Genomic DNA, 14,001 nt, shown 5'->3' with positions numbered 1-14,001 from the left:
GCAGATTGGGGGATGGGGGGAAGGTCGTTACTCCCAGATTTTTTGTAGCAACTCCCAAAGTTCCGACAAACCTTTTGCCCTCTTCATCCCCTTCAGGATTTCGTCAACGCCTTTGAACGCTGGCCCTGTGATCTCTTTCACGCGCGTTTTGCCGAGTGCCACGGTGACCGTCAACAAGGCCAGACGATAGTTGACCTCTTTGAGGAAGGAGGACTTCGCCGGACCGGACGCACTGTCCAACCCACGCATCGCACGCTCCGCATCATCGGCAAGATCGCGCAGCACAGCCAGATCTCCCTCGTGCAGTGGAATTCCACCCTGCCCAACCTTAAACCCCTCAAGCGCTTGGCGCATTTCATTAAGATATTCCCAAGCGCTCGTCTCCGCCTCAAGCTCTAATTCTTCGAGAGGCGCAAAACGCAGCAGGGTCTCACTGAAATGTTGACGGGTCATGTCGCTCAGCTGGTCGACGATCTCCGCCAAAGCCCCCATCCGCATCGTGCCAAATTCACGACATGTGACCTCATCCAATCGCGCCGCATCAAGCGTTTTGCCCAGTTTGACGATTTTGCCGACATTCAACGCCTCGGTCTGGCGGGTTTTGGAGAACTCTTCGAGCAGCCGGTCGAGATAGGTCGCGACATAGCCCGCCCCCTGCATCGCGGCGCCTTCGGCCTTGAGCGCCGCGCTGAACGTCTCGATATCGTCGCGCAGCTCTTCGGCGTCGCCGAGATAGCGTGCCAATTTCTCAGGATCGCGAATGAACTTCACATCCTCCGCGAAAGGCACCATGCGCATCAACCGGGCGGCCTGATCGAAAGAGAAATCACTCAGTGCCGCATGTAAGAGCCTTTGAGCCGCAAGCCGCTCTGCCGGATTGGCCTTGGGTTGTCGTGCAGCCTCGATCTCCGCAATCCGTTTGGCAATAGCTTCCGGGCCGTCTTTCCAGATTTCATCTTCTATCAGGGCGACCTGCTCGTAGAGTGCCCAATCGGGCGGATTGGAGATGGGGTCGAGCATGGCGGCATACCAGTCGAGCCAGAAGAGCCACATACTCGCGTCACGACCTACCTGCGCCACCTGCGCCTGCACATCCTCCCACATCTGTAAAAATGGATTTTCATCATCCCACAGCGGAGAGGCGAAAACATCATCCCTCGCTTCCAGAACCAGACAATCTCTCCGCTCGCCCGCCCAGAACAAATCCTCAGCATCAGCCGCAATTATAGCAGCAGCGGAAGCTGCAGAGCCGACAGCAGAAACACCCCGACGCGGATATTCGATGCCTCCGCTATGGCTATCCGCGGCAATGAGGACTGTGAAGACAGCACCACCGGCATCAATGGCAGCGGCGGTCCCTCGGGTCGGGCGTGGAGCGTCGACGCTCAGGGCCCTATACTCGTCTCGAACAACATCAAGGATTTTTGTGGTTACATTTCTTATCTGCGGGGTTGGAGACACTGCAACAACCGCAGAGGTCAATGCAGATCGCAAAACCGGCAAGGCAATATTACTTGGTCGCGCCAGATCAGATAAGCTCCAAACCCAAAAAACCGGCAACACCCGCAGTGCAGCCCGTGCAGCAATCGCAATCGCATCCTCCCGGTTTCGCCCCTGCAACCACGCCTCAAGCGACTTTCTGTCCTTAATCTCAGAAATATCCAAACCCGGCCCGCCCCAATCGCATCAATCTCTCGCAATGCTAAGGGCTTTCGGCGCAAACCGGAACAGGGGATTTGCCCTATTCCGCAGGGTCCTTCGCCATTGTCCGTCTCACCCACCGGCCCAGATACACCACGGGCCAGCGCAGGATCGACACACCCGCCGCGAAGACGACGAGGCCGATCCATGGACCGTTCTCATAGGTGACATAACCCAGCAGGGGAACCCCCAGAGCGATCAGCCCATAGGCTGCGGGCCAATGGTTGCGACGCGACGGGAACATCGCGATCACATTGGCAAGCACCGCCCAGAAACAGGCAAGGGTGAGGGACAGGGTCATGCGGCCTTCTTCCTATCTGATCCGCCGCACAAGACGCTTCCACAGCACCTTGAGCGGCTTTCGAAACAAAGACACGGCAGCAGCTAAACCAATTACAACCGGCAGGTATCCATGGACACGACCGGTCCAGATCAACAGCACGGGCAGCACGAGCAAAAGTGCGAGACCCGGAAGAATCTGGTGGCGCAAGGGTAACGGAGCGAGGGCCATGGTGGCAAGCGCCCAGATTGCGAGCGCGACCAGCGGTTCCTGCAAGAGACTCACGACAGCCCGCCCAAGACAAAGGCCAGAAGCGCAAGTACGGCAAAGATCAAACCGACGACCGGCACCCAGTTGGCCACGCGGAAGGGCGCTTTCGGGCTGCGGCGTTTCAGGAGAATGAGCGCCCCGTTCACCAAGGTGAAGACCACGAGCAGGATGGTCGAGGTCACCCCCGCCAGATCGGAAACCGGCAGGCTGAGCGCCGCGATCAACACCAGCGCACCGATCAGCAGCGTGGCGAAAACCGGCGTGCCGAACCGCGGATGGGCATGATGAAAGACCCCAAGCGCCCCGCCCCGCTTGCCCAGACCGAAGAGCACGCGGGCGGCCATGACCATCTGCGCCAGAACGCCATTGAGCGCGGCAGTGGCGGCGATGGCGGACAGCACGATCCCTTTTCCACCCCCGGCCTCATAGACCAGCGCCAGCGGGCGCTCGGAACCGCCGAGATTTTCGAGCGGCACAGCGCGCACGGCGGTGATCGTGACCCCGGCATAGAGCAAGGTGGTGATGATCAGGGAGGCGATGATGGCTATGGGCAGCGTGCGTTCGGGGCGCTTGACCTCCTCGGCCATGTTGACGATGTCCTCAAACCCGATGAAGGCGAAAAACGCCAACGTCGCGGCCACGCCGATCCCCGGAAAATAGGGCGCGGCGGGCGTGATGAAATCGGGCGACACCGGCGCGTGCCAGCCGGCCCAGATCACCATCGCCAACCCGCCGACCTCGATGACGGTGAACAAAGCGGCCACGGCAAGGCTTTCCAATACACCGATGAGGGCGATTGCGATCAGCGCGAGGCCCAGCCCCACAATCGCCGCGTTGAAAGGAACATCAACGAAACTCGTGAGATAGCCTGCACCGCCGCGCAACACCGCCGCCGCCGACACGGTGCCCCCCGCGACGATGGCGAGCCCGACGAGTACGCCGAGCACGCGCGATCCGGTGCCCGCCTCGACATAGGCGGCCTCGCCTGCGGCCTCCGGGATGCGGGTCGAAAGCTCGGCATAGGACAGTGCGGAAGGTGCGGCGATCAGACCGGCCAGAAGAAAAGCCACGGGCGCGTAAAGCCCGGCCTCGGCGGCGACCGTTCCCACCAGAACATAAATCCCCGCACCGACCATGACGCCGACACCGTAAGCGGTGAGCAATCCGGGACCGATGCGGCGTTTGAGATGATCGGACATGGGTCTCCTCCCGCAGCCAGAAACATGTCGAAACGACTTTAGCGACACGGTCCGCTTCGGCCAATGCGCCCGATCAAATAGCTGCGAAGAACCGCAGGTTCAGGATTTCGACAGCCGCTCCGGCAGGTTATGCGCCCAGGCGGAGATTGTTCCGGCCCCGAGACAGACGACCATATCGCCCGGTCGGGTCTGCTCGCGCACCAGCCGTTCGAGATCGTCCTCGCAGGTCACGGCGCGGGCGTGGCGATGGCCGTGGCGGATCAGACCGGCCACCAGATCGTCACGCGACGCGCCGGGGATCGGATCTTCGCCGGCGGCATAGACCTCGGCGATGCCCACGACATCGGCCTCGTTGAAACAGGTGCAAAAATCGTCGAACAGGCTATGCAGACGCGAATAGCGGTGCGGCTGATGCACCGCGATGACGCGCCCGTCACAAGCCTGACGTGCAGCTTTCAGGACGGCGGCGATCTCCACCGGGTGGTGGCCGTAATCGTCGATGATGGTGACCCCGTTCACCTCGCCCACGCGGGTGAACCGACGGTTCACACCGCCAAAGTTTGCCAGCGCCTGTTTGATCTCTTCGGCCTTCATGCCGAGATGCCGCGCCACGGCGACGGCGGCCAGAGCGTTGGAGACGTTGTGATCGCCCGGCATCGGGAGCGTACAACCCTCGATCACCATCTCGTCGGCGGCGAGAACGATGTCGAAATGCGCCACACCCTTCTTGTAGGTCAGGTTGACGGCGCGCACATCGGCTTGGGCGTTGAAGCCATAGGTGACAACGCGGCGGTCGGTGATCTTGCCGACAAGGCTCTGCACCTCCGGGTGGTCGGTGCAGCAGACCGCGAGGCCGTAAAAGGGGATGCCTGAGACGAAATCGTAGAAGCCCTGACGCAGGTTCTCGATCGTACCCCAGTGCTCCATATGCTCCGGGTCGATGTTCGTGACGATGGCAATGGTCGCAGGCAGACGGTTGAACGTGCCGTCGGACTCGTCAGCCTCCACCACCATCCAGTCGCCCTGCCCCATCCGGGCGTTCGAGCCGTAGGCGTGAATGATACCGCCGTTGATCACCGTCGGGTCGATACCGCCCGCGACCAGAAGCTCCGCAACCAGCGTGGTGGTCGTGGTCTTGCCGTGGGTGCCTGCCACGGCGACATTCGACTTGAGACGCATGAGTTCCGCGAGCATCTCGGCGCGGCGCACCACCGGAAGACCCTTGGCGCGGGCGGCATCAAGCTCCGGGTTGCCCGGTTTGATCGCGCTGGAAATCACCACGACCTCCGCGTTGTCGAGATTTTCCGCCCGCTGCCCCTCGTAGATCACTGCACCCAGCTCCTTGAGGCGATCCGTGATTTTCGACGCCTTGAGATCAGATCCCTGCACCCGGTAGCCATGGTTCAAAAGCACCTCGGCAATGCCCGACATACCGATGCCGCCGATGCCGACAAAGTGGATCGGGCCCATCTCGGTGGGGAGTTTGGTCACGGAAGCGTTCATCTTTTTCGTCTCACTCGTCTGTCGCCCTCGGGGGCTGTCGTTATTGTTTGCGAAAAGCCAGCTCTTCGACCAGAGCCGCCAGTTCTTCTGCCGCCATCGGTTTGGAGACCGAAAGCGCCGCATGGGCCATCATCGTCGCACCTTCCGGGTGAGCCAGCACGTTGTGGATCTGCTCGGCAAGGCTGTCGGGGGTCAGTTGACTTTCGGGGATCATGATTGCCGCATTCGCATCCACGAGGCCGCGCGCGTTGGCGGTCTGCTCATCCCGGATCGCCGCCGCCAGAGGCACCCAGATCGAAGGCCGCCCGATCACCGACACATCGGCCACGGTCGAGGCGCCCGAGCGCGAGATCACCAGCTGGCTCTCGCTCATCCGCTTCGGCACATCATGGATAAAGGTCTGCACATCGGCCTGAATGCCATGCGCATGGTAAAATTCGACAACCCGGTCGAGATCTTCGGCACGGGCCTGCTGGCTGATCCTGAGATTTCTCAGCATGTGTTCCGGCAGGCGGGCAATGGCCTCCGGCACCACATCGGAGAGGATGCGTGCACCTTGCGAGCCGCCCATCACAAGGATTTCCATCGGGTAATCTCCGGGCGGAATATAGGGCGCGCCATGTTTTTCAAGGATCGCCGCGCGCACCGGATTGCCTGTGTAAATGCCCTCGACCCCCTCAGGAAGCTCCGTGGGCCATGTGCCGCAAGCCACCTTGTTCACGCGCTTGGCAAAGACCTGATTGACCCGCCCCAGAACGCCGTTCTGTTCGTGGATCATCCGGGGCAATTTCAGAAGTGTCGCCGCCGCCACCGCCGGAATCGCCGGATAGCCGCCGAATCCCACCACAACGGCAGGCTTGTCGGAGGCGAATTTGGTGAGCGCCGAGAACACCCCACCCGCGATGCGAAACGGCACGAGCGCCTTGGCCGCAATCCCGCCGCGCGCGAAGGTGGCCGACGGCACGGTGTCGATCTCGACCGCTTTCGGGAAAGCGCCGGTATAGCGCGCACCGCGTGCATCGGTCGATAGTTTCACCCGCCAGCCCCGCGCCAGCATCACTTCGGCCAGCGACTGTGCCGGGAACATATGCCCGCCGGTACCGCCGGCGGCGATGACGAGAAGGGGGGCTTGTTGGGTCATGTCAGTCTCTTGTTGTTTTCAAAGTTGCGCTGGCGCTCAACGCCCGCGCCGGATCAGGATGTCGCCGATTTCGCCCTGCGGGCGGGTGCGGGTAAAGGCCAGAAGCGCGCCAAGCGCAATACCCGATGCGATCACGGACGAGCCACCGTAGGACACGAAAGGAAGCGTCATTCCCTTGGCGGGCAAAAGCCGCACCGCGACGCCCATGTTGATGAAGGCCTGAATGCCGAAGGCGCAGGCAAGTCCAGTGCCCGCCAGCCGGATGAACGGATCGCGTTCCCGCAGCAGCCGCCACAGGGATCGCACGGTGATCGTGGCGTAAAGCGCGATGATGATGCCGACCAGAATGAGCCCGTATTCCTCGGCCGCAACCGCGATGATGAAATCGGTATGCGCATCCGGCAGCGACCATTTCACCGTGCCCTCGCCCACGCCCACGCCGAAAATTCCGCCCTCGCGAATGGCGTTGGTGGCATAACCGATCTGGGTTGTCGGGTCTATCGTCGGATCGAGGAACCCGTCGATGCGACGCGCGAAGTGTTCCGAGTTGTGATAGGCGAAGGTGCCGCCCGCCACGACCAGACCCGCAATGCCCATCAGAAGTGTGAGCGGCGCGCCGGAGACGAAATACATCACACCCCAGGCGAAGAGGATGAGCGAGGCCTGCCCGAAATCCGGTTGCAGAGCCAGCAGGATGACGATCAGCGACGCCAGGAGGAAGGAGTAAAGCCGCCCCGGAGGTCCGCCGATCTCATGGGCGGCGGCCATCATCCAGGCGGCGGTGATGACGAAAGCGGGTTTGAGGAATTCCGACGGCTGCACCGAAGCGAAGCCCAGCGAGAACCACCGCGTCGCACCCTTGCCGAAATCCGTGCCGAAGAACGGCAGGAACAGAAGCGATACCATGGCGATGGCGAAACCGACCACGGCGATCCGGCGCACGCGGGCGGGGTCCATCATGGTGATGCCCATCATGACGACGAGACCGACACCGCCGAAAAACGCCTGACGCTTGACGTAGTGGAACATATCGGTGAAGTGGTTCTTTTCGGCCAGAGGCGGCGAGGCCGCCAGCCCGAGCAAAAGCCCGATGCCGAAGAGGATGAAGACGCAGGACAGCGTCCATTTGTCGATTGTCCGCCACCAACGCGGCAGGATCGGCTCTCCCACGCGCATCGGCGCCGAGCCATACACCATCTCTGTCATGATACCGCCTACATCTGCCTCATGCCCGATTTTCCGGGTCTATAGCGATCAGGATAGCGGCATTCGCACCCGCGCGCCACTACAGATTGCGCCTCCCATCCCCACACGACGCAGGAAAGCGGGGTTTTGCCCAAAACCGCACCTCTCATGCAAAATCGTGAATTGATTACCGTCATTGATCGTTCAAGGGAATCTGCGCATGGTGGCGCTAACTCCATTCCCTTTCCCTGCAACCACGGAGATCGCACATGAAAATCGGGATCGTCGGCGCGGGCATGGTCGGCTCCGCCGCAGGCTATGCCATCGCCCTGAAAGGCACCGCGAGCAAGATCGTCTTCGTCGATTACAACACCGCCCTCGCCCGCGCGCAGGCCGAGGACATCGCCCATGCCGTCCCCTTCGCCTCCTCCAGCGTGGTCATGGCGGGGGATTACGGCGATCTCAAGGGCGCGGGCGTGGTGATCCTGGCCGCGGGCGTCGGACAGAAACCGGGCGAGAGCCGGCTTGAGCTTCTCACCCGCAACGCCGAGGTGTTCCGCCAGATCATCGGCAAGGTTCTCGACGCCGCCCCTGATGCGATCCTGCTCGTGGCAACCAATCCGGTCGACATCATGACCCAGATCGCCACGCGGCTCTCCGGCCTGCCGCCTGAGCGCGTGATCGGCTCGGGCACGATCCTCGACACCGCACGCTTTCGCCACCTGATCGGCGAACACCTCGGCGTCTCACCGCGCTCGGTTCATGCTTATGTGCTTGGCGAACATGGCGACAGCGAGGTGCTGTGCTGGTCCTCTGCACGGGCGGGAACGCTGTCGGTCAAGGATTTCGCCGCCCAGATGCGCGTGCCTCTGACCGAAGGGGTGAAGGCGCGGATCGACGACGGCGTGCGCAACGCCGCCTATACGATCATCAATGGCAAAGGCGCGACCTGGTACGGCATCGGCGCGGGGCTGGAACGCCTTGTGCGCGCCATCGCCCGTGACGAGCAAACCGTCCTGTCGGTCTCCATCGTGACGCCGAAAGTCGAAGGGGTCAGCGACGTGGCCCTATCCATTCCCCGCATCGTCGGCGGACAGGGCGTGGTCTCCGACCTGTTTCCGGAACTGGACGACGGCGAGCACGAGGCACTGGGGGCGTCTGCGAGATTGTTGAAGACGACGCTGGATGCGTTGGAGTATTGAGCGCTGGTGTGACAGGCGTGTTGCAATCAGATGTGCGGTGAGCCCCAACACCGCCTGACGACTGCCGCGTCACTCCCTTGTTAAAACTGCTTTCGAAAGGCAAATTTCATGAAGAAACGTCTTTTTCCGGCGATGCTCCTGGCTGGCCTCGCCGCTGCCCCACTTTCAGCCCAGACCCCGGCGACATTCTCCGACACTTATTCGGATTTCGTCGAAACGCTGCGCGCCCGCTGCACCGGGTTTGAGAACGGCGCATTCGACGCCCCCGCGGAAGCCATCAGCCGCACCACCGACTTCAACGGTGACGGCATCACCGATCCGATTGTCGAGGAATGGCGGTTTTCCTGTTCCAGTTCCGCTACGATGTTCAACGGTGGAACGGGCGGGAGCTATGTCCACCTCTTCGTCTCGCAACCCGATGGCGGCTATAGCCGGTTTGAATTTCTGGCTTATGCCACACTGATCGTCACCCCGCAGGGCCGCGCGAACCGGCCGGTCCTTCTGTTGCCGGAACATGGCGCAAATTGTGACGTGACCGCCGAGCCCTGTTATGCCGCCTATGTCTGGTCGGAAACCGGTCGTTTCGTTTCGCCCGGCGGGGTAGTCGAGGCCTCGCAATAACCTCCCCGGCTTTACGCGTTTCCGGCAGGGGAGCGTTTCCGCGCACCTTCACCGGAACGCGGAAGGCGGTGCGCCCAGATCGCGTTTGAACGCCGCAATAAATGCCGAGGGGCTGGAATAGCCCAAATGCGCCGCAAGATCGGTACTGCTTTCGCCCTGCTCCAATCGTTCCAAAGCAAACAAAATCCGTCGCCGGGCGCGCCAGTCGCGAAAACTTTTGCCGGTTTCCGTCACGAAAAGCCGCGCCAAGGTCCTCTCAGACGTGCCGACCTCATGGGCGATCTCCGCCAGTCCCCGACGCTCTTGCGGGTGGCGCAGGAAGATGCCCATGGCCGCCGCCAGACGCGGATCGCGCCCGCCCGGCAAGTGCATGGCCGCCGGTTTCAGCCGTCCGATTTCGTCCAGAGCCACCCAGGCCAGCCGCCGCGTCTCCGCCGTCGTCAATCCGCCCTCGGTCATCCGCGTCACCACACCGCGCAGCAAAGGCGTTGTGCGCACAACGGTACAGTTTTGCGGCAGGTTCGGGCGGGTCGCGAATTTCGGCGCGACATAGAGGTGATGCCCCAGAAGCGGCGTCTGGGTGGTGAGCTGATGCTCTACCCCGCCGGGGATCCAGATCGCGTGTTTATGTGGCACGATCCAGACGTCCTTCCCCGCCTGCATCCGCATGACCCCATCGTAACACATGGCAAGCTGGGCGCGGGGATGGGCGTGCGGTTCAACGGCAAAACCACTGTCCAGACGGGCGATCTTCGCGATCACCGGACGACCGGGCGTGAGATCGAAACCCTCGCCGGAGGGGGCCTCATCCGGGTTTGGCTGATATTCGATATGTTTTGGCATAATGTCGCTCTACCGCATATCCGACATTTTTCCTACATCTTTATGCAAAGCGCGCCCGCCGCCAGCGCGGGCCTGACGTATTCGATATTCAGGACTGCTCATGACCTATTTCCGAACCTACTTCAGAGAGGCCGTCATCACGGTCATCACCCTGATCGCGCTTGCGATCGCTCTCACCGTGCCGGGAATATTCGCCGCCAATCAGGCGCTGATCTTCGCCATTGTGCTTGTGACGCTGGGGCTTTGGGCCACAGGGCTCGTGCCGGGCTATCTCGCCTCGCTGTTCTTCTTTACCGCACTTTTGTTGCCGGGGCTTGCCGCGCCCGATGTGGTCTTCTCCGGCTTCACCTCCACCGCGATGTGGCTGATCATCGCGGGCTTTGTCATCGGGGCTGCGATCACCCATTCCGGCCTTGGCGCCAAGATCGGCGAGGTCGCCCGACCGCATCTGTCGAAAAGCTATCCGATGCTGATCGGCGGGCTGATGGTGATCGGCATGGCCTTGGGCTTCGTCATGCCTTCCTCCTTGGGCCGCTCCGCCGTTCTGGTACCCGTGGGCATGGCGCTTTCCGATATGCTCGGACTTGAGAAAGGCTCCAAGGGGCGCATCGGTGTCGCCGTGATCATCGCATTCGGCACCAACATGCCGAGTTTTGCGATCCTGCCCTCGAACATCCCGAACATCGTGCTTTCGGGTATGGCCGATAAAATCTTCGGAATGGAGTTTTCCTATGCCGATTACCTGCTGCTGCATTACCCGGTTCTGGGCGTGTTGAAATCCATCGCTTTGGTTCTTCTGACGCTCTATTTCTTTCCGGCCTCGGTGGCGCCGAAACCCACCGAAGTCACCAAGGATACGCCAACGTCGTCGCGCAAGCAGATGATCCTGATGGTGATCCTTCTGGCCACCATCGGCTTCTGGGCCACCGACCAGTTGCACCATATCAACGCCGCATGGATCGGGTTGGCCACCACGCTGGTGCTCCTGATCCCGCGCCTCGGCCTCGTGCCTCCGCCAGTGTTCAAAGGCGCGGTCGATTTCGGCATGCTGATGTTCGTCGCGGGGGCGCTGGCCTTGGGGGCGGTGGTCAACAGCTCAGGCCTCGGTACCATCATCGCGCATCAGGTTGTCGGTGTTCTACCGCTGTCCGTCGGCCATGATTTCCAGAACTTCTACTCGCTGTCAGCCCTCGGTGCGCTAACCTCGGTGTTCACCACGATGCCGGGTGTCCCCGCCGTCCTGACACCCTTGGCGGAGGAACTGTCGCAGGCCACCGGATTTTCGCTTGAGAGCGTTTTGATGACCCAGGTCATCGGGTTTTCAACCGTGATCTTCCCTTATCAGGTCGGGCCGCTGATTGTCGCCATGGGGCTTGCCGGCGAAAGCACGCGCCACCTGATGAAGATGACACTGTCCTTGGCGGCGCTGACCTTTTTGGTCTTCATCCCGCTCGATTACCTGTGGTGGGTGGCTCTGGGCTGGATTTGATCCGCCTCAGAGTTTTTCGACCTCAGCCGCAAAAGCCTCTCCGCGTTTCTCGAAATTCGGGAACTGATCGAAAGAGGCCGCGGCGGGGGCGAGCAAGACGGTCTCGCCCTCTTCCGCCTCTGCCGCCGCTTTGGCCACGGCCACGTCCATGGTTTCGCAAATCTCATAGGGCGTGTCGCCGATTTGCAGCGCGAAATCGCGGGCCGAGAAACCAATGAGATAGGCTTTCGAGACCGCCCCGAGGAAGGGCTGTAAGGCCTCGATCCCGCCCTCCTTGCCAAGCCCGCCGGCGATCCAGCGGATGCGCGGAAAAGCCTGAAGCGCCTTGGCAGCGGCATCCACATTGGTCGCCTTCGAGTCGTTCACATAACGCACACCGTTCAATTCCCGCACAAGCTGCGAGCGATGCGGCAGACCCTTGAAACTCCGGAGTGCCGCCTCGATGCCCTTCGGAGACAGGTTCAGCGCCCTTGCGGCGGCATAGGCGGCACAGGCGTTCTGATGGTTGTGCGCGCCGGGCAAGCCGTCCATCTCGCGCAGGTCAATGGAGGCGGTCTGCTTGCCCTTGCGATACTCGGACAGGAAACCCTTGCGCGCGAAGACGTTCCAGCCGGGACCGCCAAGCTTCTGGCCCGAAGACACCCGAATGAGCCGCATGTCCTCCGGGTCTTCGACCATCTGGTTCGCCAGATACCGGCCTTCCTTCTCATCGACCCCGATCACCGCGCGATCCGGCCCGCCCTCTGCAAACAGCCGCCGCTTGGCCGCGAAATAGCCGCCCATGCCGCCGTGACGGTCAAGATGGTCGGGCGAGAGATTGGTGAACACCGCCACATCGGGCGTCAGCGCACGGGCCAGATCGGTCTGATAAGAGGACAGTTCCAGCACGATCACTTCGCCATCTTCCGGCGGCTCGATGTCGAGAACCCCGCGCCCGATGTTGCCCGCCAACTGACAGGGCGTGCCGTTTTCCTCGAAAATGTGGTGAATGAGCGCCGAAGTGGTGGACTTGCCGTTCGATCCGGTCACGGCGATGACGCGCGGCGGTGTATCATGCTCCATCCACTCGCCCTGCCCCAGCGAGCGAAAGAACAGCCCAATGTCATTGTCGACCGGCACGCCCACGTCCCAAGCCAGCGCGATCACCTTGTTCGGCTCGGGATAAAGATGCGGAATGCCGGGGGAGACGACGAGGCAGGACACGCCCTCAAAGGCAGCCGCTTTATGCAGATCATGAATGACAAACCCCTCGGCTTCCGCCCGCTCCCGCGCCTCGATCGAGTCGTCCCAGCACAGCGCCTCTGCCCCACCGGCCTCCAGCGCGCGTGCTGTCGCCAGACCGGAGCGCCCAAGGCCCAGAACGGCTACTTTCTTACCTTCGTATCCGAGCACAGGGATCATCGCGCCCTATCCTTCTTCTTGGTTCAAATACTCAAAAAAAGGGGGCCGTGGCCCCCTCTGTTCCTTCGCGTGGCTTACCGCAGTTTCAGCGTCGCCAGACCGATCAGCGCCAGCACCAGTGAGATGATCCAGAACCGGATCACGATGGTCGGTTCCGACCAGCCCTTTTTCTCATAATGGTGATGGATCGGCGCCATCAAGAACACGCGTTTTCCGGTACGCTTGAAATAAGCCACCTGAATAATCACCGACAAGGCCTCAACCACAAACAGCCCGCCGACAATTGCCAGCACGATCTCGTGTTTCGTCGCAACGGCAATCGCGCCGAGAGACCCGCCAAGCGCCAGAGACCCGGTGTCGCCCATGAACACGGCGGCAGGCGGCGCGTTGAACCACAGGAACCCGAGCCCGCCGCCGATCAAAGCGGCAGTAAACACAAGAATTTCCCCCGTCCCCGGCACGTAATGCAGGCCGAGATACTCGGTGAAGTCGACGCGGCCCACCACATAGGCGATCGCGCCCAGAGTGCCAGCGGCGATCATCACCGGCATGATCGCCAAACCGTCGAGCCCGTCGGTGAGGTTCACCGCATTGGCCGCGCCCACGATAACGATCATTGCGAAGGGGATGAAGAACCACCACAGGTTGATCAGCAGATCCTTGAACACCGGCAGCGCCAGTTGGAATTGCAATTCGTCCGGGTGCACCATGGTGGACCAGACCGCAGCGATGAAGGCGATCAGGAAACCAAGCGCCAGACGCACCTTGCCCGGAACGCCCTTGGTGTTGGCCTTCGACACCTTGGCATAGTCATCGGCGAACCCGATCAGACCATAGCCGAAGGTCACGAACATCACGATCCAGACATAGGGGTTGTCGAGCCGCGCCCACAAGAACGTCGAGACCAGCAAAGCCGTAAGGATCAGCAAGCCCCCCATGGTCGGCGTTCCCGCCTTCGCGAAATGCGTCTCCGGGCCGTCATCGCGGATCGGCTGGCCCTTGCCCTGACGGCGACGCAACAGGTTGATCAGCGGACGCCCGAAGAACATCGCGAAAATCAGCGCCGTGAAGAACGCCCCGCCAGATCGCATGGTGATGTAGCGAAACAGGTTGAACAGGTCGCCCCCGTCCGAGAGGCCCGAAATCCAATACAACATACGCTCAAC

The 14,001-nt window shown here is 61.7% G+C and carries 13 protein-coding genes; 3 read left to right on the top strand and 10 right to left on the bottom strand.

Annotated elements, in window-relative coordinates; all coding sequences use genetic code 11:
- Positions 1–27 precede the first annotated feature (27 nt).
- The 7 genes from C8N42_RS12225 to ftsW form a co-directional block, all read right to left on the bottom strand.
- Positions 28–1,665 carry a hypothetical protein gene (locus C8N42_RS12225; RefSeq protein WP_146168271.1) on the bottom strand — a complete coding sequence of 546 codons (1,638 nt, stop codon included), beginning with the start codon at positions 1,663–1,665 and terminating at the stop codon, positions 28–30.
- Between the two features lie 76 nt (positions 1,666–1,741).
- Positions 1,742–2,002 (bottom strand): DUF2484 family protein, encoded by a 261-nt coding sequence (locus tag C8N42_RS12220; protein ID WP_107816851.1) that lies wholly within the window; start codon positions 2,000–2,002, stop codon positions 1,742–1,744.
- 12 nt (positions 2,003–2,014) lie between these two features.
- Positions 2,015–2,266, bottom strand: a complete 252-nt coding sequence (locus tag C8N42_RS12215) for a DUF2484 family protein (RefSeq protein ID WP_245890092.1) — start codon at positions 2,264–2,266, stop codon at positions 2,015–2,017.
- On the bottom strand, positions 2,263–3,450 hold the full coding sequence (locus C8N42_RS12210) for an APC family permease (protein WP_107816850.1): 1,188 nt from the start codon (positions 3,448–3,450) through the stop codon (positions 2,263–2,265). Before C8N42_RS12210 ends, C8N42_RS12215 begins: the two co-directional genes overlap by 4 nt.
- Positions 3,451–3,549: 99 nt before the next feature.
- Positions 3,550–4,953, bottom strand: a complete 1,404-nt coding sequence (murC, locus tag C8N42_RS12205) for a UDP-N-acetylmuramate--L-alanine ligase (protein WP_107816849.1) — start codon at positions 4,951–4,953, stop codon at positions 3,550–3,552.
- A gap of 40 nt (positions 4,954–4,993) precedes the next feature.
- A complete protein-coding gene (gene murG / locus C8N42_RS12200) occupies positions 4,994–6,094 on the bottom strand; it encodes an undecaprenyldiphospho-muramoylpentapeptide beta-N-acetylglucosaminyltransferase (RefSeq protein WP_107816848.1) in 1,101 nt (366 codons plus the stop codon).
- Between the two features lie 36 nt (positions 6,095–6,130).
- Positions 6,131–7,300 carry a putative lipid II flippase FtsW gene (gene ftsW / locus C8N42_RS12195; RefSeq protein ID WP_107816847.1) on the bottom strand — a complete coding sequence of 390 codons (1,170 nt, stop codon included), beginning with the start codon at positions 7,298–7,300 and terminating at the stop codon, positions 6,131–6,133.
- A gap of 248 nt (positions 7,301–7,548) precedes the next feature.
- Here ftsW and C8N42_RS12190 point away from each other — a divergent pair, with 248 nt between their 5' ends.
- Positions 7,549–8,481, top strand: a complete 933-nt coding sequence (locus C8N42_RS12190; RefSeq protein WP_107816846.1) for an L-lactate dehydrogenase — start codon at positions 7,549–7,551, stop codon at positions 8,479–8,481.
- A 108-nt stretch (positions 8,482–8,589) separates the two neighbouring features.
- Positions 8,590–9,102, top strand: a complete 513-nt coding sequence (locus tag C8N42_RS12185; RefSeq protein WP_107816845.1) for a hypothetical protein — start codon at positions 8,590–8,592, stop codon at positions 9,100–9,102.
- A gap of 48 nt (positions 9,103–9,150) precedes the next feature.
- On the opposite strand, the gene C8N42_RS12180 is transcribed toward C8N42_RS12185, so the two are convergent.
- On the bottom strand, positions 9,151–9,945 hold the full coding sequence (locus tag C8N42_RS12180) for an AraC family transcriptional regulator (RefSeq protein ID WP_107816844.1): 795 nt from the start codon (positions 9,943–9,945) through the stop codon (positions 9,151–9,153).
- 100 nt (positions 9,946–10,045) lie between these two features.
- On the opposite strand from C8N42_RS12180, the gene C8N42_RS12175 reads away from it, so the two are divergent.
- Positions 10,046–11,434, top strand: a complete 1,389-nt coding sequence (locus C8N42_RS12175) for an SLC13 family permease (RefSeq protein ID WP_107816843.1) — start codon at positions 10,046–10,048, stop codon at positions 11,432–11,434.
- A gap of 6 nt (positions 11,435–11,440) precedes the next feature.
- On the opposite strand, the gene murD is transcribed toward C8N42_RS12175, so the two are convergent.
- Both murD and mraY read right to left on the bottom strand, forming a co-directional pair.
- Positions 11,441–12,835, bottom strand: a complete 1,395-nt coding sequence (gene murD / locus C8N42_RS12170; RefSeq protein WP_107816842.1) for a UDP-N-acetylmuramoyl-L-alanine--D-glutamate ligase — start codon at positions 12,833–12,835, stop codon at positions 11,441–11,443.
- 74 nt (positions 12,836–12,909) lie between these two features.
- Entirely contained in the window at positions 12,910–13,992 is a 1,083-nt protein-coding gene (gene mraY / locus C8N42_RS12165; RefSeq protein ID WP_107816841.1) for a phospho-N-acetylmuramoyl-pentapeptide-transferase, read from the bottom strand.
- Between the last annotated feature and the right edge of the window lie 9 nt (positions 13,993–14,001).

The sequence above is a fragment of the Celeribacter persicus genome, assembly GCF_003050785.1.
In the GTDB taxonomy this organism is placed as follows: domain Bacteria; phylum Pseudomonadota; class Alphaproteobacteria; order Rhodobacterales; family Rhodobacteraceae; genus Celeribacter; species Celeribacter persicus.
The sequence above is the reverse complement of the archived record's forward strand: the minus strand, read 5'-3'. Positions and strand labels throughout refer to the sequence as shown.